At 62.9% G+C, this 19689-nt stretch carries 18 protein-coding genes and 1 tRNA gene; 11 read left to right on the top strand and 8 right to left on the bottom strand.

The genetic code is table 11. The annotated features are described in order from the left end of the window. Nucleotides 1-74 precede the first annotated feature (74 nt). Both recX and recA read right to left on the bottom strand, forming a co-directional pair. On the bottom strand, nucleotides 75-878 hold the full coding sequence (gene recX, locus C2L66_RS02410; protein WP_060602277.1) for a recombination regulator RecX: 804 nt from the start codon (nucleotides 876-878) through the stop codon (nucleotides 75-77). A 7-nt stretch (nucleotides 879-885) separates the two neighbouring features. Then, nucleotides 886-1962 (bottom strand): recombinase RecA, encoded by a 1077-nt coding sequence (recA, locus tag C2L66_RS02405; RefSeq protein ID WP_054929770.1) that lies wholly within the window; start codon nucleotides 1960-1962, stop codon nucleotides 886-888. Between the two features lie 234 nt (nucleotides 1963-2196). Between recA and C2L66_RS02400 the strand changes: the two genes are divergently transcribed. The 4 genes from C2L66_RS02400 (at nucleotide 2197) to C2L66_RS02385 (ending at nucleotide 6548) form a co-directional block, all read left to right on the top strand. Further along, on the top strand, nucleotides 2197-2937 hold the full coding sequence (locus tag C2L66_RS02400; protein WP_007586121.1) for a response regulator: 741 nt from the start codon (nucleotides 2197-2199) through the stop codon (nucleotides 2935-2937). 9 nt (nucleotides 2938-2946) lie between these two features. After that, on the top strand, nucleotides 2947-4494 hold the full coding sequence (locus tag C2L66_RS02395) for a sensor histidine kinase (RefSeq protein ID WP_054929769.1): 1548 nt from the start codon (nucleotides 2947-2949) through the stop codon (nucleotides 4492-4494). 228 nt (nucleotides 4495-4722) lie between these two features. Then, nucleotides 4723-6381, top strand: coding sequence for an MFS transporter (locus C2L66_RS02390; protein WP_054929768.1), 1659 nt, complete (start codon nucleotides 4723-4725; stop codon nucleotides 6379-6381). A gap of 90 nt (nucleotides 6382-6471) precedes the next feature. Then, nucleotides 6472-6548: transfer RNA gene (locus C2L66_RS02385), tRNA-Met, on the top strand. A gap of 118 nt (nucleotides 6549-6666) precedes the next feature. Here the strand turns inward: C2L66_RS02385 and C2L66_RS02380 are convergent. Beyond that, entirely contained in the window at nucleotides 6667-7110 is a 444-nt protein-coding gene (locus tag C2L66_RS02380; RefSeq protein ID WP_060602808.1) for a MarR family winged helix-turn-helix transcriptional regulator, read from the bottom strand. 159 nt (nucleotides 7111-7269) lie between these two features. Between C2L66_RS02380 and C2L66_RS02375 the strand changes: the two genes are divergently transcribed. Further along, nucleotides 7270-8808, top strand: coding sequence for a DHA2 family efflux MFS transporter permease subunit (locus tag C2L66_RS02375; RefSeq protein ID WP_060602280.1), 1539 nt, complete (start codon nucleotides 7270-7272; stop codon nucleotides 8806-8808). Between the two features lie 32 nt (nucleotides 8809-8840). Here the strand turns inward: C2L66_RS02375 and C2L66_RS02370 are convergent, their stop codons facing one another. Then, nucleotides 8841-9533, bottom strand: coding sequence for a FadR/GntR family transcriptional regulator (locus C2L66_RS02370; RefSeq protein ID WP_167352359.1), 693 nt, complete (start codon nucleotides 9531-9533; stop codon nucleotides 8841-8843). A 267-nt stretch (nucleotides 9534-9800) separates the two neighbouring features. On the opposite strand from C2L66_RS02370, the gene dgoD reads away from it, so the two are divergent. Next, entirely contained in the window at nucleotides 9801-10949 is a 1149-nt protein-coding gene (dgoD, locus tag C2L66_RS02365; protein ID WP_060602284.1) for a galactonate dehydratase, read from the top strand. Nucleotides 10950-11265: 316 nt separating this feature from the next. After that, nucleotides 11266-11568 carry a hypothetical protein gene (locus C2L66_RS02360; protein WP_035986488.1) on the top strand — a complete coding sequence of 101 codons (303 nt, stop codon included), beginning with the start codon at nucleotides 11266-11268 and terminating at the stop codon, nucleotides 11566-11568. A 41-nt stretch (nucleotides 11569-11609) separates the two neighbouring features. Here C2L66_RS02360 and C2L66_RS02355 read toward each other — a convergent pair whose 3' ends face one another. Together C2L66_RS02355 and copC are read right to left on the bottom strand one after the other, a co-directional pair. Continuing rightward, complete coding sequence (locus C2L66_RS02355) at nucleotides 11610-12539, bottom strand: CopD family protein (protein WP_054929750.1); 930 nt, start codon at nucleotides 12537-12539, stop codon at nucleotides 11610-11612. Then, entirely contained in the window at nucleotides 12536-12913 is a 378-nt protein-coding gene (gene copC / locus C2L66_RS02350) for a copper homeostasis periplasmic binding protein CopC (RefSeq protein ID WP_060602287.1), read from the bottom strand. Before copC ends, C2L66_RS02355 begins: the two co-directional genes overlap by 4 nt. A gap of 453 nt (nucleotides 12914-13366) precedes the next feature. Between copC and C2L66_RS02345 the strand changes: the two genes are divergently transcribed. The 4 genes from C2L66_RS02345 (at nucleotide 13367) to C2L66_RS02330 (ending at nucleotide 17946) form a co-directional block, all read left to right on the top strand. Continuing rightward, nucleotides 13367-14098 (top strand): c-type cytochrome, encoded by a 732-nt coding sequence (locus tag C2L66_RS02345; RefSeq protein WP_054929748.1) that lies wholly within the window; start codon nucleotides 13367-13369, stop codon nucleotides 14096-14098. 20 nt (nucleotides 14099-14118) lie between these two features. After that, a complete protein-coding gene (locus C2L66_RS02340) occupies nucleotides 14119-15417 on the top strand; it encodes a cytochrome c (RefSeq protein ID WP_054929747.1) in 1299 nt (432 codons plus the stop codon). 175 nt (nucleotides 15418-15592) lie between these two features. Next, nucleotides 15593-16213 carry a PAQR family membrane homeostasis protein TrhA gene (gene trhA, locus C2L66_RS02335; protein ID WP_054929746.1) on the top strand — a complete coding sequence of 207 codons (621 nt, stop codon included), beginning with the start codon at nucleotides 15593-15595 and terminating at the stop codon, nucleotides 16211-16213. 197 nt (nucleotides 16214-16410) lie between these two features. Then, nucleotides 16411-17946 (top strand): DEAD/DEAH box helicase, encoded by a 1536-nt coding sequence (locus tag C2L66_RS02330; RefSeq protein WP_060602290.1) that lies wholly within the window; start codon nucleotides 16411-16413, stop codon nucleotides 17944-17946. 57 nt (nucleotides 17947-18003) lie between these two features. Here C2L66_RS02330 and C2L66_RS02325 read toward each other — a convergent pair whose 3' ends face one another. After that, on the bottom strand, nucleotides 18004-18528 hold the full coding sequence (locus C2L66_RS02325; protein WP_054929744.1) for a hypothetical protein: 525 nt from the start codon (nucleotides 18526-18528) through the stop codon (nucleotides 18004-18006). 128 nt (nucleotides 18529-18656) lie between these two features. Further along, nucleotides 18657-19484: a ferritin-like domain-containing protein gene (locus C2L66_RS02320; protein WP_007586158.1), complete on the bottom strand. Its 828-nt coding sequence runs from the start codon at nucleotides 19482-19484 to the stop codon at nucleotides 18657-18659. Nucleotides 19485-19689: the final 205 nt, after the last annotated feature.

The raw sequence follows: 19689 nt of genomic DNA, 5'->3' as shown, positions 1-19689 counted from the left end.
TAGCGATCTTGAGGATGGCGTTTCGGCGAGGCGTTTCGTGCAGTGCGTCATTTTCTTGCGCGCCGCACGCTGCCCTACTCGGACGACCACTCTTCGTCGATACCCTTGAGAATCTTCCCGATGATTCCCTGAGAAAAACCTCGTGTGGCAAGAAAGCGCGCCTGCTTTGCGCGCTCGCTGGGCGTTTCGGGCAACGTGCCAAACTTTTTGCGCCAGACGGCCTGAGCCCGCGCAAGTTCGGTTCCACGCAACTGCGCGCTCACCTCTTCGACCAACTCCTGTCCGACCGAATGACGCTTGAGTTCATTGACGATGCGGCCCGCGCCCATGCGCGACGCACGCCGATTCAGCAGGCTTTCCGCGAAACGGGAATCCGACAACCAGCCTTCGCTTTCGAGCGAGTCCAGCAATGCGTCGATTGATTCGCCCTCTTCCGCGTACGGCGAGAGCTTGCGCGACAACTCCGCGCGACTGTACTCGCGGCGCGAAAGATAGCCGAGCGCACGGCCTTTGAGAGAGCGCGCGGGACGTTGTGAAGCGCGGGTCGCTGTATCGGCGGGTTTGCCGGGTTTGCCTTCGCCTGGCTGGCGACGCGAGCGCGTGTAGGTGACTTCTACGCTACCGGCATCCGCATCCGGGCGTTCACGCGAAGCGGGAGTCAGGCCCGCGGCACGATCGTGAGCATCGAACGATTCGAATGGATCGAAGCTGTCGGATGAGCTGTCGGACGACGAGTCGTTTGAAAACGATGCTGATCGAGAAACAGACGGGCTTGAAGATGAGCGTGACGACGATTCGAATACATCGTCGTCACGCGGGCCGCCCGTGCCGCGTCCTGCGCCCGTAGTCGAGGAAGCAGAGCGACCCTTGTGTATCACGCGACGATTACTCCTCTTCGCCCACTTCCTCGTCGGCGCTGACGGCAGCGCCCGCCGGCATGGCATTCACGCCCAGCGATTCACGGATACGGTTTTCGATCTCGCGTGCAATGTCCGGATTCTCGCGCAGGAATTCACGCGCGTTGTCCTTGCCTTGGCCAATGCGTTCGCCGCTGTAGCTGTACCAGGCGCCCGCCTTGTCGACGATCTTGGCCTGCACGCCGAGGTCGATGATTTCGCCCTGACGCGAGATGCCTTCGCCGTAGAGAATGTCGAAGATGGCTTCGCGGAACGGCGGCGACACCTTGTTCTTCACGACCTTCACGCGCGTTTCGTTGCCGATCACTTCGTCGTTCTTCTTGATCGAACCGATGCGGCGAATGTCGAGACGCACCGATGCGTAGAACTTCAGCGCGTTACCACCCGTGGTGGTTTCCGGGTTGCCGAACATCACGCCGATCTTCATACGGATCTGGTTGATGAAAATCACGAGGCAGTTCGTACGCTTGATCGTGCCCGTCAGCTTGCGCAGCGCCTGCGACATCAGACGCGCCTGCAGACCCGGCAGCGAATCGCCCATTTCACCTTCGATTTCGGCCTTCGGCACCAGCGCCGCAACCGAGTCGATCACGATCATGTCGATCGAACCCGAACGCACCAGCGCGTCCGCGATTTCGAGCGCCTGTTCGCCCGTGTCTGGCTGCGAGACCAGCAGGTCGCTGACGTTCACACCGAGCTTTTGCGCGTATTGAATATCAAGCGCGTGTTCCGCGTCGATGAACGCCGCCGTGCCGCCGATCTTCTGCATTTCGGCGATGACCTGCAGCGTCAGCGTGGTTTTACCCGACGATTCCGGCCCGTAGATTTCCACCACACGGCCACGCGGCAGACCGCCAACGCCCAGCGCGATGTCGAGGCCCAGCGATCCCGTGGAGACCACCTGGATATCTTCGACTGCCTCACCCTGGCCGAGCCGCATGACCGACCCTTTGCCGAACTGCTTTTCGATCTGCGCAAGCGCGGCCGCGAGTGCCTTGCTCTTTTCCGCAGTCAGTCCAGCCGAGCCTTTCTTGCTTTCTTCCATGAATCGTCCTTTGCTATGATGAACGGCGTCTGAGGCAGGTGTGCAGGCCGTTGTAAACCCGGTTCGACCAACCAGCACGCTAAACGCAGACACTGTATAAAAAAACAGTAGTCTTGGCAAGCCCGATTCACATGCGGACGTCCACATGTGCAAACGGACAACACCGACTACCAACAAATTTTTCGGAGACGCTGTGCGCCGGAGCGCCCCGGTGCCGGCCGGGCAGGGCGCATCATGCGAATTCTCATTGCCGAAGACGACAGCATACTCGCGGACGGTCTCGTCCGATCACTCCGCCAATCGGCATACGCCGTTGACCATGTGAAGACGGGAGCCGAAGCGGATACCGCGTTGTCGATGCAGACTTTCGACCTCGTCATCCTCGATCTCGGACTGCCGAAAATGTCCGGCCTCGAAGTACTGCGTCGCCTGCGCGCGCGCAATTCGAACGTGCCCGTACTGATCCTGACGGCAGCCGACAGCGTCGACGAGCGCGTCAAAGGCCTCGATCTCGGCGCCGACGATTACATGGCCAAGCCCTTCGCGCTGAACGAGCTCGAAGCCCGCGTGCGCGCCCTCACGCGCCGCGGCGCGGGCGGCGGCCCGACCGTCGTCAAGCACGGCTCGCTGTCGTTCGATCAGGTCGGCCGGATTGCCTATGCCAATGAGCAGGTTATCGATCTGTCCGCGCGTGAGCTAGGATTGCTCGAAGTCCTGTTGCAGCGGATCGGGCGGCTGGTATCGAAGGAACAGCTGGTCGATCACTTGTGCGAATGGGGCGAAGAGGTCAGCAACAACGCGATCGAAGTCTACGTGCACCGGCTGCGCAAGAAGATCGAACCGAGCGGCGTGCGCATCATCACCGTGCGCGGGTTGGGTTACTGTCTGGAGAAGGCCGCGCCGCAGACGCCGGCGCAGCAGTCCGAGCCGTCCGACGCGCCCGCTGCCATGCCCGCAAGCCACTACTTCAAGTAAAGGCGTTCCATGTCCGTCCGCGCACCGCGCGCCACGGCGCACGCGGCGGATCTCGACGAAGTCCGCGACGCGCGCTACGCGAATCCTTTCGCGCCGCCCGATGAATCCGAGGCGGCTGCGGAGACGCGTCCGCGTTCGCTGTTCGGCGAAATCCTCGACTGGATGCTCGCGCCGTTGCTGCTGCTCTGGCCGATGAGTCTTGCCGTCACTTATCTGGTGGCGAAATCGATTGCGAACGGACCGTTCGATCGCGCGCTCGAAACCGACGCCTACGTGCTCGCGCGGCAGATTCACCCCGTCAATGGCATCGCCGAACTGACGCTGCCCGATTCGACGCGTGATTTTCTTCGTGCCGACAATATAGATAGCGTGTTCTATCAGGTGCTCGGCACGCGTGGCGAGCTGGTCGCGGGCGACCGCGACATGCCGCTGCCGCGTGAGGAAGACCGGCCTCAGCCGGGCATCGTCGAATTTCGCGACGACATGCTGCGCGGCAACGACATTCGCGTCGCGTACACGACCGTCGAGTTTCCGCAGACGCCAGGCGCGCAGCCGGTGCTCGTGCAGGTAGCCGAAACGCTCGACAAACGCAGCGCGCTCGCCAACGACATCATCAAGGGCGTGATCCTGCCGCAGTTCGTGATCCTCCCGCTCGCGATCCTGCTCGTGTGGTTCGGGCTGTCGCGCGGTCTCGCTCCGCTGCACGCGCTACAGGCGCACATCCGCGCGCGGCGCCCCGACGACCTGTCGCCGCTCGAAGCACGCCGCGCGCCGCCGGAAATCGAGCCGCTGGTCACGTCGTTCAATGATCTGCTGACGCGTCTCGAACAGAACATGGAACTGCAAAAGCGCTTCATCGCCGATGCCGCGCATCAGATGAAGACGCCGCTTGCGGGCTTGCGCACGCAAGCCGAGCTGGCGCTGCGGCAGGAGGCGTCGGCGGAAGTGCATCGCTCGCTCGAGCAGATCGCGACGAGTTCGGAGCACGCCGCGCGGCTCGTCACGCAGCTGCTTGCGCTCGCGCGCGCGGAAAACCGCATGTCCGGCCAGATATTCACGCCCGTCGAGATTGGCGACGTTGCCCGCAGCGCCGTGCGCGACTGGGTCCAGCCCGCGCTCGCCAAGCAGATGGATCTCGGCTACGAAGGCCCGGAATCGCCCGACGAGGCGATTGAAGTAGAAGGCAACCCCGTGATGTTGCGCGAGATGCTGTCGAACCTGATCGACAACGCGATCCGCTACACGCCCGCCGGTGGACGGATCACCGTGAGGGTGCGGCGCGACGATGCGGCCCGCATGGCTCATCTGGAGGTCGAGGACACAGGCCTCGGCATTCCGGCCGCCGAGCGCGAACGCGTAGTCGAGCGCTTCTACCGCATTCTCGGGCGCGAAGGCGACGGCAGCGGGCTGGGCCTCGCGATCGTCCGCGAAATCGCGACCATGCACGGCGGCACGCTTTCGATCGAGGACAACGTCTATCAGACGTCGCCGCGCCTCGCCGGAACGCTGGTTCGTGTCAGTTTGAGGATGATGGACCCTGTACGGGACTTACCCTAATCCGTCAGTTTCACGCATTTCTGTCAGCCATCACATCACACCGGTTTCGTCGCCATAAGCCCCGTGATAGCCGACATTGCACGCATTAAGCCCGACATTCCGCGATTTCCGACACTCTTAAACAAACCCTTCCCGAGTCAGAACGCCGTAAGTTTCCGCTCCAATAATCGCTAGACGGACCCGCCCGACCTGGCGAGCCGCGACTTATATCAATACTGGAGACGACATATGGCTACCGTAAGCGGGCAAATCTCGCACGCGCCGATGACGAAAGAAGAGAAACGGGTAATCTTCGCGTCATCGTTGGGGACGGTTTTCGAGTGGTACGACTTTTACCTGGCCGGCTCGCTCGCGGCTTTCATTAGCAAGAGCTTTTTCTCAGGCGTCAATCCGACGGCTGCGTTCATCTTTACCCTCCTCGGCTTCGCAGCCGGCTTCGCGGTGCGTCCGTTCGGCGCGCTGGTGTTCGGGCGGCTCGGCGACATGGTCGGGCGCAAGTACACGTTCCTGATCACGATCGTCATCATGGGCCTGTCGACCTGCGTGGTCGGCTTCCTGCCGGGCTATGCGGCGATCGGCATGGCGTCGCCGGTGATCTTCATCGCGATGCGTCTGCTGCAGGGTCTCGCCCTGGGCGGCGAGTACGGCGGCGCCGCGACCTACGTCGCGGAACACGCGCCCGCCAACCGGCGCGGCTTCTACACCGCGTGGATCCAGACGACGGCGACACTCGGCCTGTTCCTGTCGCTGCTCGTCATTCTCGGCGTGCGCACGGCAATGGGCGAAGACGCATTCGGCACATGGGGCTGGCGCATTCCGTTCGTTGCATCGCTGGTGCTGCTCGGCATCTCGGTGTGGATCCGGATGCAGCTGCACGAGTCGCCGGCTTTCGAGCGCATCAAGGCTGAAGGCAAGACGTCCAAGGCACCGCTGTCGGAAGCGTTCGGCCAATGGAAGAATCTTAAGATCGTGATTCTGGCTCTGATTGGCGTGACGGCTGGCCAGGCAGTTGTCTGGTACACGGGCCAGTTCTATGCGCTGTTCTTCCTGACGCAGACGCTGAAGGTCGATGGCGCTAGCGCGAACATTCTGATCGCGATCGCCCTGCTGATCGGTACGCCGTTCTTCCTGTTCTTCGGTTCGCTGTCCGACCGGATCGGCCGCAAGCCGATCATCATGGCGGGCTGCCTGATCGCGGCGCTGACCTACTTCCCGCTCTTCAAGGCGCTGACGCACTATGCGAACCCGGCGCTCGAAGCCGCGACGCAAAAGTCGCCCATCGTCGTGATCGCGAATCCGGACGAGTGCTCGTTCCAGTTCAATCCGGTCGGCACGTCGAAGTTCACGAGCTCGTGCGACATCGCGAAGAGCGCGCTGTCGAAAGCCGGTCTGAACTACGACAACGTGGCGGCACCGGCGGGCACGCTCGCACAGATCAAGGTCGGCGACACGACGATCGATACCTATGACGGCAGGGCCGCCGACGCCAAGGACGCGGGCAAGGCGTTCGACAAGAACCTGGGCACCGCCCTGAAGTCGGCCGGCTATCCGCCAAAGGCCGATCCATCGCAGCTCAACTGGCCGATGACGGTTGTGATCCTGACTATCCTCGTGATCTACGTGACGATGGTGTACGGGCCAATCGCGGCGATGCTGGTCGAGATGTTCCCGACGCGGATCCGCTATACGTCGATGTCGCTGCCGTATCACATCGGCAATGGCTGGTTCGGCGGCTTCCTGCCGGCGACGGCATTCGCGATCGTCGCTGCGAAGGGCAATATTTACTCGGGGCTGTGGTATCCGATCATCATCGCGCTGGCGACCTTCGTGATCGGCCTGCTTTTCGTGCGGGAGACCAAAGACTCCAATATTTACGCTCAGGACTGAGCGCGGCGTAGGTGATCTGGAGTTCTCGCAAAAAGTTGTCGCGCGGGGGTTGACAGCCCCCGCCGGCATCTTCATAATCTCGCTTCTTTCGGCGAATTAGCTCAGTCGGTTAGAGCGACGGAATCATAATCCGCAGGTCCGGGGTTCGAATCCCTGATTCGCCACCAGCTTCAAAAAAAGCCGCTGTTTCTCACGAAACAGCGGCTTTTTCATTTCCAGCTCGGTCCCAAACTTAGCCTCGAAAATTCGAAGACCGCGCAACCAGCCCAGACTAACGCGCCCTCGTCACTTATCGACGATCCTCGTCAAATTCCCTCGCACCTTCTGCAGCAACGAAATCAGCTGCCTGGTTTCCTCCTCGGTCAATCCGCTCAGCCCTTCGGCCGCGACCTGATCGCCGACCCGCTTGGCTTCATCCAGCGTCCGCTCCGCCTTCTCCGTAATCCTGATCTGCTTCTCGCGCCGGTCGCGCGGATTGCCCACCCGCTCGATCCAACCGCCCTCCTCCATTCGGTCCAGCAACCGTCCGGCCGAGATAGGCGCGACTTCCAGCAGGTCAGCGAGCCGCGCCTGGTTGATATCGCCGTAAAACGACAGGTACGCGAGCGCCCGGCACTGCGCGCGCGTCAGATCGATCGACAGCCGCGCGAGGTCGTCGAACCGCTTGCCGACCAGCCGGCCGACATCCGAAATGAGAAAGCCGAAGCGCTCGTCAAAATGGGTTTTCATCGCGCGATTATACGAAGCGGCGCGCCACGCCAATTTCCCCAAAGCGCGCAATACGCCCAAAACCCGCAGCGTACAACGGACTCCGGGAAACTCAGCGTATGCATAAGAATCGTCGGCCGATACAATAAGCATGCTTACTATTTATAAGACCCCCGCCTCATGGCCTCCGATTCGCCGGCAACAAAGCCCGCCGTCGAGCTGAACCGTCCGATGATCACGATCGCGATCATGCTCGCGACGCTGATGCAGACGCTCGACAGCACCATCGCCAACGTCGCGCTGCCGCATATGCAGGGCACCTTGTCGGCATCGCAGGATGAGATCACGTGGGTACTGACGTCCTACATCGTGGCCGCCGCGATTGCGACGCCGCTGACAGGCTGGCTGTCCGACCGACTGAGCGTCAAGCGGCTGCTGATGTTCGCAGTGGGCGGCTTCACGATTGCATCGGCGTTGTGCGGGCTGTCCGAAACGCTGACGCAGATCGTCGCGTCGCGGCTGCTGCAGGGCATCTTCGGCGCCTCGCTCGTGCCGCTGTCGCAATCGATCCTGCTCGACATCAATCCGCGCGAGAAACAAGGTCAGGCGATGGCCGTGTGGGGCATGGGCGTGATGGTCGGCCCGATTCTCGGCCCGACGCTCGGCGGCTGGCTCACCGACAGCTACAACTGGCGCTGGGTGTTCTTCATCAACGTGCCGATCGGCGCGTTCGCGCTATTCGGCATACTGACCTTCCTTCCGACACGCGAGCCAAAGCATGACGCGAAGTTCGACGCATTCGGCTTCGCAACGCTGGGGCTCGCCATCGGCGCATTGCAGGCGATGCTCGACCGCGGCGAACAGCTCGACTGGTTTGGCTCGCATGAGATCGTGATCGAAGCACTGATTGCGGCGATCAGTTTCGCGTTCTTCATCGCGCATACGGCGACCGTCGGCAAGACGTCGTTCTTCAAGTACGAACTGCTGAAAGACCGCAACTTCGCGACGGGTACGTTTTTCATCTTCATCATCGGCGCGGTGATGTACGCGACACGCGCGCTGCTCCCGCCGATGCTGCAGAACCTGATGAACTATCCCGTCGCGACGACGGGTCTCGTGACGGCGCCGAGCGGCGCGGGGACGATGATCGCAATGCTGTTCGCGGGACGCCTGCTCAAACATGTCGACGCACGCCTGATGCTGGTCGCGGGCTTCGTCGTATCGGCGTTCGCGCTGTGGCAGATGATGCAATACACGATCGTGCTCTCGGAGTCGGATATCGTGTGGCCCGGCGTGATCCAGGGCTTCGGCCTGGGTCTCGTATTCGTGCCGCTGAGCGCGCTGACGTTCTCGACGCTGACACCCGCACTGCGCGCCGACGGCACCGCCACGTATAGCCTGATGCGCAATATCGGCAGCAGCATCGGCATTTCGATCGTGCAGACGCTGCTTACGCGCAACACGCAGGTCTCGCATTCGGATCTGGCCGCGAACGTGACAGCGTTCAACCCCGTGGTTGCGCCGATTCTCGCAACGGGTTCGCGCATGGACATGGCCGTGCTCGATGGGTCGATCACGCAGCAGGCCGCGATGATTGCGTATCTGAACGACTTCAAGCTGATGTTCGTCGCGACGCTGGCCGTGATCCCGCTCGTGCTGCTGATTCGCCCGTCGCGCAAGGCGCCTGACGAATCCGTCGCGCACGCAGCGATGGATTGAGCCGTACGCTTGTCAGCCCGCGCGAGGCCGCGTCAACCTTCGATGCGCCCGCGCGTCACGCCAAGCAACGAAGCCATCGCGTCACGCGCGCGGGGCGCATCGCGATCGCGGATCGCCTCGAATACGGCCGAATGCTCGGCCAGCGACGCATTGAACACATCGGCGCGCTTCGCGTTCAGGCGCAATTGCGCTTCCAGCGTGCGTTCGATCAGCGTGCCGAGTGGGATCAGCAGTTCGTTGCTGCACGCGGCGAGCACGCTCAGATGAAATTGCAGATCGGCGCGTACCCACTCGTCGACATTGCGCGCCGCGAGCATCGCTGAATGCGCGGCGTCGAGCGAGGCGAACGTCGCGTCGCTATGCGATGCGGCGGCAAGCGCAGCCGCGTACGGCTCGATCATCTCGCGCATTTCCTGCAGCTTGAGCGCGAAGTCCATCGCGGGCGCCACGCGCGAATACCAGTCGAGCACATCCACATCGAGCAGATTCCAGGCGGGCTTCGGACGCACGCGCGTTCCCACGCGCGGCCGTGATTCGATCAGCCCCTTCGATGTCAACGTGCGCAGCGCTTCGCGCAGCACTGTGCGGCTGACGCCGAACGTCTCCATCAACTCCGCTTCGCGCGGCAGGATGGATTCGGGCGCGTAGTCGCCGCGCAGAATGGCTGTGCCGAGCAGATACGCAACGCGGCCGTGCAGATCTCGCTGAATGTCGGTTCTCCTGATGCTGATTGTGGGTCCATCTTGCGCCTTGCACCGTGCGACCGGTCAAAGCGGACCGCCCGCGATTATCGGCGATCGGGTCGGCGAAACCCATCGTCGCGCGACAAAACCCTTTTACCAAATAATACTATTAATAGTATTTAAAGGTGATTTTGTTGTAGGATGTGGCTCCTCAACTGCCGTACCGCCAGCGTCCAATTACCGGGACGAACGGGCGCGCTGCGGCCATCAACTGCAATCGGCTTTGCAAGCAAAGGAGACGCTCCCGCCATGAAGATCACCAAAATCGAGACATTCATCGTTCCGCCGCGCTGGTGCTTCGTGAAGATCGAGACCGACGAGGGCATCGTCGGCTGGGGCGAGCCGGTTGTCGAAGGCCGCGCGCATACGGTCGCCGCCGCAGTCGACGAACTCTCCGACTATCTGCTCGGCAAAGACCCGCGCAATATCGAAGACCACTGGCAGGTCATGTACCGCGCCGGCTTCTACCGCGGCGGCCCGATTTCGATGAGCGCGATTGCAGGCGTCGATCAGGCGCTCTGGGACATCAAGGGCAAATTCCACGGCGTGCCCGTGCATACGCTGCTCGGCGGCCAGGTGCGCGAGCGTATCAAGGTGTATTCGTGGATCGGCGGCGACCGCCCGAGCGACGTCGCCAACAATGCGCGCGCCGTCGTCGAGCGCGGCTTCAAGGCCGTGAAGATGAACGGCTCCGAAGAGTTGCAGATCATCGACACCTTCGACAAGGTGCAGGGCGTCATCAACAACGTCGCGGCCGTGCGTGAAGCGGTCGGCCCGAACGTGGGCATCGGCGTGGACTTCCACGGCCGCGTCCACAAGCCGATGGCGAAGGTGCTCGCGAAGGAACTCGATCCCTTCAAGCTGATGTTCATCGAAGAGCCCGTGCTGTCGGAGAACGTCGAGGCACTGCGCGACATCGTCAACCAGACGAGCACGCCGATCGCGCTCGGCGAGCGTCTGTACTCGCGTTGGGACTTCAAGCACATTCTCGCGGGCGGTTACGTCGACATCATCCAGCCGGACGCGTCGCACGCGGGCGGCATCACCGAGTGCCGCAAGATCGCGTCGATGGCGGAAGCCTACGACGTCGCGCTGGCGCTGCACTGCCCGCTCGGTCCGATCGCGCTCGCCACCTGCCTGCAGATCGACGCCGTCAGCTACAACGCGTTCATCCAGGAACAGAGCCTCGGCATCCACTACAACCAGGGCAACGATCTGCTCGACTACATCAAGAACCCGGAAGTCTTCAAATACGAAGACGGCTTCGTGTCGATCCCGCAAGGCCCGGGTCTCGGTATCGAAGTGAACGAGGAGAAGGTGCGCGAAATGGCGAAGGTAGGCCATCGCTGGCGCAACCCGGTGTGGCGTCACGCGGACGGCAGCGTCGCCGAGTGGTGAGCGGCGACATGCGATAGCGCGATACCACGGTAGCGCGATATCGCACATGAAACACAAACGCCGCCTTCGGGCGGCGTTTGTCATCTGACAACCCGTAGCGTCTTCGAAGGCGTTACGGCGGCATGCCGCGCGCGCAGCGTATCAGTAACGTTACACAGTTGACGCGCGACGCCTTCCGGCGGCTTGCACGGCGCTGGCGCTCGCCGCGCAAGCCCTTGCCGGACAGGCGTTCCAGCCCGACTCTTCCGCGCCTCCGAACGCCTGGCTCACTCCTTGCTCAATGGGATGCAAACAACCATTCGAACAGGGGGCTGTCATGGGCGAATTCCTTCCCGACTATCTGATCCGCGAACAGGCCGCGATTGGCGCACTGGTCGTGTTCGGCGTGCTGCGCGTGATCGGCGCGGTGCTCGCGTTCCAGCGCGGCTGGCGCATCTCGACGGTCGAGCGGTGTTTCATCGCTGCGGCATTCATCTATTGCCTGCCGCAGTTGCTGGACCTGCTTACGCACATGACGAGTTCCCACGCGGCCGCAGCGGAGCTCGAAGGCAAGGTGGCGGGCTGCGCGATCGGTCTGTTCTTCGCGCCCGTCGTCGGCCACAAGCTCGGTTACGAATGAGCGCTTGCCGCCAGCGACGGGCGCGACCCGCGTGGCCGCGCTCAGCCGAGCGCCGCGAAGCCGGGCACGCTATGCGACAGCACGGCGGCCGCCGCGAAGATGCCGAGCATCGCGAGCGCTTCGAGGTACAACAGGTTGACAAACGTGTGCGCGTCCATCGTCGATGCCGTGCGACGCAAGCGCGGCAAAGCGGAAAAGCGGTTCAGTCCGCCTAGCACCAGCGCCAGCGCCACCAGCGCGAGCTTGAGCATCAGCACGTGACCCCAGGTACTCGTTTCGATTGCGAGGAACGAGTTGCCCGAACCCCGCGCCGCGTTGAACACCCCCGAAAGCAGCACGAACACGACGGCAACGAGCGACACATTCGACAACTGCGTCGCCGTGCGGATCAGCACGCCGCGCGCGATCGACGTGCCGAGCGCAGGCAGCACCGAGAGCCCGGCCGCGAGCACGAGGCCGCCCCACACCGACGTCGTGAGCACGTGCAGCGTGTGCATGCCGATGGCCGCCGACGCCACGCCCGCATCCGCGGCGTGTCCGAGCGTCGCCTTGCCGCCCGCAATCGCGATCACGGCGAGCCACAGCAGCGCGTTGCGCAACACATTGGTCTGCCGTGCGAACGACACGAGCAGCAGCACCAGCGCGCCAGCAAACGCGACGCTCCAGCCGAAGCCGACGTGCGTTTGCGACAACATCGTCGGCACGACGCTGAACGCTTCCGGCAAGCGCACGCCCGCCATCTCGGCTGCCTGATAGAGGAGCCAGCCGAGATCGGCCAGCACCAGCACGATCGCGGACGCCTGCATCGACCGCTGCGCGCGCAACCAGGCGGGACGCGCGGGCGCGATCTTCGCCTGCGCGTCGTTGGCGAGCCACGCGCCGAGCAAGGCCGAACCGACGGCAAACGCAAACGCGACGTTCATGAGCGCGGCCATTGCGACCTGCCCGATCCACAATCCGTCGACTCTCATTTGACGCTGAAGGCGTAGCTGCCCTTCGTCCGATGTCCGTCTTCGGCGACAGCCGTCCATTGCACCGTGTAGCGCCCCGGCGCGAGCGGTTGCAGCGCGAGATGCATGGTCTTCGTGTCCTGCGGATCGACCTGCGAGGCTGCCGGCGCAACGGGCTTGTTGTTGGCATCGACGAGTGTGAGTTTGCTGAATGCCGGTTCGAGCGGCTCGCTGAAGTGGATCGTCACGGCCGCGGGCGCGGCGACTTCAGCGTCCGGCCCGGGATCGCGCGACGTGGGCGTCGCATGGGCAAAGGCGTTCGACGCGACGGCGAGCAATACGCCGCACGCCGCGAGCCAGCGAAGCGGCAAGCGAAAAAACAGGGAGAAGGTCATAGGCTGGCTGTAGATGGAAAACGCGGGGACGGTCGGGATAGTACGCTTCGATGTTTCGCGGCCCTGTCAGTTCAACCGCGAGCTCGACAGAACGGTGCAAAGGTCCGAAGCGAAGCGCCCTACACGAATTCGCTCAAAACTGGAACATCGAGAGGCAACAAAGCGACAACGACCATCGATGCAAAATGCGCAATCTTAAATTAGTTGGAAGCGCTACCGCCAGGCCAACACTCAACCAGAGGCCGCCAGGAACGCGAAAGATGACGGCGAATTGCGTCAACTTGTCGCATTGGGCGTGTCGCTCGGGCGCGTCAGGCATGAAGTTCGTCGCATGTGGCAAATAGTCACCATTACCCATCGATGATAGAATGCGAGGTCGCTGCGCACCGTCCGCCGCATTCATCGCGCTGCACACACCGATCCGTTCGAAGTTCGGCCAGGCCCCCGATAATGATGGAGTTACGCGTGTCTTCAAGACGCATTTTTCGACCGCTGCTCGCCCTGTTGCTGATCGGGTGTGCAGGCATATCTGGCGCTGTACAAGCGCAAACCCAGCCTAAAGCTCCGGACACGATGGAAGCGCGCGTGCAAGGCTGCACGGCGTGTCACGGTTCGAAAGGTCAGGGCACGGACAACGACTATTTCCCGCGTCTCGCCGGCAAGCCGGCCGAGTACCTGTACAACCAGTTGAAGAACTTCCGTGAAGGCCGGCGCAAGTACCCGCCGATGAACTACCTCGTCACGTATCTCTCCGACGACTACCTTCACGACATTGCAACGTACTTCTCGCAGCAGCGTCCGCCGTATCCGACGCCGTCGAAACCGACGGTCGCCGACTCCGTGCTCACGCGCGGCAAGGAAATCGTGCTGAACGGCGACGCGTCGAGGCAGATTCCCGCTTGCGCGGCCTGCCACGGCAAGGCGCTGACGGGCATGGAACCGGCTATCCCGGGTCTGGTCGGCCTGCACATGGACTACATCAGCGCACAGCTGGGCGCATGGCGTTCGGGTTCGCGTCACGCAATCGAGCCTGACTGCATGCACACGATCGCCACGCGCCTGACGGACGCCGACGTGAACGCAGTCGCCGCGTGGCTGTCCACGCAGCAGGCGCCGCAGAACCCCGTGCCGGCACCCGCCAAATCGTTGAAGACTCCGCTTGCCTGCGGCAGCGAACCGCAATAAGGCACCGGGAGAGACAAACAATGAAACGCAAGTCTTTGTTCGCGCTTTCGGCTGTCGTCGTGGTAGCGGCTGCCGCGCTGGTTCCCGTCCTGTGGTCGGGCAGCGACTATCTGCACAACGGCACCGCCGTCGCAGCCACACCGGCAGACCAGGCTGCATTGATCAAGAAGGGCGAATACCTGGCCCGCGCCGGCGACTGTATCGCTTGTCACACGGTGCGCGGCGGCAAGGAATTCGCCGGCGGCCTGCCGATGGCCACGCCGTTCGGCACGCTGTTCACGCCTAACATCACGCCTGACGACCAGTACGGCATCGGCAAGTGGTCGCAGGACGACTTCTATCGCGCGATGCACACTGGCCGCTCGAAAGACGGCAGCCTGCTCTATCCGGCCTTCCCGTTCACGAGCTACACGAAGGTCTCGCGCGCCGACGCGGACGCGATCTACGCGTACCTGCGCTCCGTCCCGCCCGTCGCGGTGCCGAGCCGTCCGCACGAACTGAAGTTCCCGTTCAACAACCGCAACCTGCTGATCGGCTGGCGCACGCTGTTCTTCCGTGAAGGCGAGTACAAGGCGGACCCGACCAAGTCGGTGGAATGGAACCGCGGCGCGTACCTGATCGAAGGCCTCGGCCACTGCGGCATGTGCCACACGTCGATCAACGCGATGGGCGGCCCGGTGAACTCGGCTGCGTTCGCGGGCGGTCTGATCCCGCTGCAGAACTGGTATGCGCCTTCGCTGACGTCGAACAAGGAAGCCGGCCTCGGCGACTGGGACATCAAGGACATCTCCGATCTGCTGAAGACAGGCGTGTCGCAACGCGGCGCGGTGTTCGGTCCGATGGCTGAAGTGGTTCACAACAGCTTGCAGTACATGTCGGACGAAGACATCCATGCGATGTCGACATACCTGAAGACGATTCCGCAGAAGGACGAAGCGCCCGAACATCTGCAACTGGAGACGTCGCAACAGTTCGGCAGCGAACTGTTGAAGCAAGGCCAGAAGATCTACGCTGACAACTGCGCGAAGTGCCATGCGGAGAACGGTCTCGGTATGCCCCCGTCGTTCCCGCCGCTCGCGAACAATCAGTCGATCCAGATGCCGTCGGCCGTGAACCCGATCCGCATGGTGCTGAACGGCGGTTATCCGCCGAGCACGGGCGGCAATCCGAAGCCGTATGGCATGCCGCCGTTTGCGCAAGCGCTGTCGAATCAGGAAGTGGCAGCCGTTGTGACGTATATCCGCCAGTCGTGGGGCAATCACGGCACGGCTGTGTCGCCGCAACAGGTCTCCGATCTGCGTTCGGCGCCGCTCGACTAAACGTCGTCTGAGGGTTCAGGGCGCGGCCTGCGATAATCGCGGCCGCGCCCTTCGCTTTTTTCCGGGGCGTGGCTTCGGCGTTGATCGGCGTCGAAGACATCCGGCCTATCGGGCGTATAACGTTGGTCCCGTGTTGATTGTTGGATGAGATGGGCATCATGCAGGAGGAAGTGCCGTGCAAATCGGGGAGCGTCTGAACAGCATCACTCACCTCGTCGGCGCCGTGCTGTCGGTGGCGGGGCTCGCGACGCTCGTGACGATGGGCGCGCTCGACGGCGATGCGTACAAGGTCGTGAGCTTCAGCGTCTATGGCGCGATGCTCTGCGTGCTGTACGGCATCTCGACGATGTATCACAGCGTGCGTAGTCCGCGTCTGAAGGCGATCTTGCAGAAGTGCGATCACTCTGCGATTTATCTGCTGATCGCGGGCAGCTACACGCCGTTCACGTTGGTCACGTTGCGTGGTCCATGGGGATGGTCGCTATTCGGGGTAAGCTGGGGGCTGGCCGCGCTCGGAATCGTGCAGGAACTGACGCTCGGGCGACGCACCCGCAGCGTATCGATGGTGCTGTATGTGCTGATGGGATGGCTCGCGCTCGTTGCCGTCCGTCCGCTGGTCACTGCATTGCCGGCCGCAGGTACGGCCTGGCTGCTGGCGGGTGGAATCATCTATAGCGCAGGCATCTACTTCTTCATCAACGACGAGCGCATCCGGCATGGACATGGCATCTGGCACCTGTTCGTACTCGCCGGCAGTCTGTGTCAGTTCGTCAGCGTCGCGCGTTATGTCGCATGAGGCGCATGACGGCGGATGCAACTTAATGCCAGTCGACGTGTCTGCATAGCTCGTCGAGCAATTCGGCACGCATCTCGCGTGCCGCCGATTTCTCCGTAAGCGGTGAGTGTCGGGCGAGCGATCATGCGAGTCGCCCGCAAACGCGCCTTCTGGCCGCGTTCGACACCGTTTGCACAATTGCATTGCAAAGAGTTTTTATGTCTTTTGATTCTCTCGGCTTGTCCGAACAGTTGGTCCGCGCAGTCAACGAACTCGGCTATACATCGCCGACCCCGATCCAGCAGCAAGCCATTCCCGCCGTGCTCAACGGCGGCGACCTGTTGGCCGGCGCCCAGACGGGCACGGGCAAAACGGCTGGCTTCACGCTGCCCATCCTGCAACGTCTTCTCACCATGCCGCCCGCGCCCGGCGGCAAGCGCGTCGTACGCGCGCTGATCCTCACGCCGACGCGTGAACTGGCCGCACAGGTCGAGGAAAGCGTGCGCGCTTACGGCAAATATCTGAAGCTGAAGTCGACCGTGATGTTCGGCGGCGTCGGCATCAACCCGCAGATCGACGCGTTGCGGCGCGGCATCGATATCGTCGTGGCGACGCCTGGGCGTCTGCTCGACCACATGCAGCAGAAGACTATCGACCTGTCGCATCTCGAGATTCTCGTGCTCGACGAAGCCGACCGCATGCTCGACATGGGCTTCATTCACGACATCAAGCGCGTGCTCGCGAAGCTGCCGCCGAAGCGCCAGAACCTGCTGTTTTCGGCAACGTTCTCCGACGAGATCAAGGCGCTCGCCGATGGCCTGCTCGATTCGCCCGCGTTGATCGAAGTCGCGCGCCGCAACACGACGGCCGAAACAGTCGCGCAGAAGATTCACCCGGTGGACCGCGACCGCAAGCGCGAGATGCTCACGCATCTGATCAAGCAGCACAACTGGTTTCAGGTGCTGGTGTTCACGCGCACGAAGCACGGCGCGAACCGTCTCGCCGAGCAGCTGACGAAGGACGGCATCAGCGCGCTCGCGATTCACGGCAACAAGAGCCAGTCGGCCCGTACCCGCGCGCTGTCGGAGTTCAAGAACAACACGCTGCAGGTGCTCGTCGCCACGGATATCGCCGCGCGCGGCATCGATATCGACCAGTTGCCGCACGTCGTCAACTTCGATCTGCCGAACGTGCCGGAAGACTACGTGCACCGCATCGGCCGCACGGGCCGCGCCGGCGCGACGGGCGAGGCGGTGTCGCTGGTGTGTGTCGACGAGCTTCAACTGCTGAAGGACATTGAGAAGCTGATCAAGCGCGCCGTGCCGCAAGAAGTGATCGCGGGCTTCGAGCCGGACCCGAATGCGCGGCCCGAACCGATCCTGCGCCGCGGCCAGGGCGGCGGCGGTGGCGGCGGCCGTCAGCCGCGCCAGGGCCAAGGGCAAGGGCAGCGGCAAGCTCAGGGGCAGCAAAAACGCGAAGGCTCGGGCAGCGCGAACAACGGCGCATCGCGCGGCGGCCAACGCGCTTCGGGCGACAAGCCGAAACAGCAAGCCAAGCCGCAAGGCGCCAAGCCCGCGCAGGCGCGTACCGATGGCTCGCGTCATCAGGACAAGCCGCGCGCCGTCGCGCATGAAGGCAATACGCATGCTCCGCACGCACCGCGCAAACCGCACAGCACCAATCCGGGCGCATTGCTCGGCGGCGGCGGCAAGCCGCGCTCCGGCGCGCCACGCGGCGGCGAGCGCGGCAACTGACGCGACACCGCGGACGCCCGTCAGTTTCAATGCGGGCGTCTCGTACTTGTCCGGCTGCTATCTGCCAGCCGCCGCGCCGCCGGCGGCTTTCTTCAGGTACTCGATCTGCAGCGTCCAGCGCTCGAGCACCGCATCTCTCCCCTCTTCAAGGTCGAACGTGATGCCCGCCGTCAGGCGCGCATAGCGCACGCGATGCGCTTCGCCGGATTCGATCGATCCCGCGAAGCACGCCAGGCCGGCCGCATCCGCGCTCAACGGCGTGAGCGCGAGCTGAATCTGATAGAACGCCTCATCGAACACGAACGTCAGCGCCGCACGGCCACTGCGGGCAATCGCCTGCGCAGCGCGCGACTGCGGCCATAGCGCGACGCATAGCGTGCGCGAGTCCGGCGCGTACAGTTCGCCGATGCCGAGCAGCGACGTACGCAAATGCGCGCCGCTCCCGTCGACGGTCAGCAGCGACGCCGTAAAGCCGACTTTCGATGCGAGCGCCGAGCCGTCGAATAGCGCGCGCAATTCGACCGGCCATTCATCGAATATCTGTTGATCGAGTGCGCGGTTTTGCTCCGCGGATGCTGTCATGGATGATTCCTCCGTCGTAGGCGGGCTCGCGCGCGGCGTCCAGCACAAATGCAAATGGCCCGCCTGAAGGCGGGCCATTCATGCGTCAACAGCGCAGGCCTTCGACGCCCGGCTGCGCGCCACCACGCTCAGCGGAAAAAAACGTGCTGCGTGATCTTCGCGAGCGGGTAATGGACACCGGGCTGAATCTTAGCCGGCAAATCGAGCGGCTTGAGCAGCATCTTCACACACATATCGGCCGACAGGTTGTGCCGCACGAGCTTGTTCACGCGCGCAGCCTTGTCACGGTTATACACGGGATCGTTGACGCGCTCAGGATAGCGGATCGCGAACACATGACGCAGCGCGATCTCCGAGTCTTCGTTCTTGATCTCCATTACGCGCCGCATCAACGCGCCGAGCACCGCGAGCCGGCCATTGCCCTCGATCTTGTTGTACTTCTTGAAATACTTGAAAAAGTGCTTGTAGTGGCGGACCTCGTCGGTGCGGATGTTGTCGGTGATTTCCTTCAGCACGGGCTCGTCCGAACACACGCCGATGGCGCGATACAGCGTAGCCGTGCCCGTCTCGACGACACAGCGCGCGACCATTTCCAGCGCGCGGGTCTTCTCGAAGTCTTCCATGTTGCAGGTCTTCGAATACTCTTCGAAGAAGTTGTGAAACGCCGTATCCCAGTCGAACTCGGGCCACACGTGCGCGATGTACGCCTTCAGCGCGCGGCCGTGCTGCATCTCTTCGGGCTCCCACTCGTTGTTGAGCCACGCCGACACCTCGGGATCGCCATTGAAGAACCTGCTCAGATTGCTCGTGTAAAGATCCGTACCGCTTTCGATAAACGAGGCAGCGCAAAGCAGTAACAAGAGGTCTTCATTGGCGACCGCGCGTTGACGGTCGATGCGATTGAGATCGATGTCTTCGATGCGCCAGGGCATCACGTGACCAGCCTCGTTGTGCATAAAAGTTCACTCCGAAAACCGTAGCGCCTCCTGCGCGGGCTGAACCGCGCCTATCCCGGTTCGACCGCCGCCCTCGACGGCTACAGTGCCTTGCAACATTGAATTTTTATCTTCATCTTAGACGCTGCTCTGCAAATTCGCAGACAACACAGCAGAGACCATGCCGGATCGACGCAGTTCCGCCCGAACCTTGATTGATCGTGCG

The sequence above is a fragment of the Paraburkholderia caribensis genome (genome assembly GCF_002902945.1).
Lineage (GTDB): Bacteria > Pseudomonadota > Gammaproteobacteria > Burkholderiales > Burkholderiaceae > Paraburkholderia > Paraburkholderia caribensis.
This window is presented reverse-complemented; position numbering and strand designations above follow the sequence as displayed.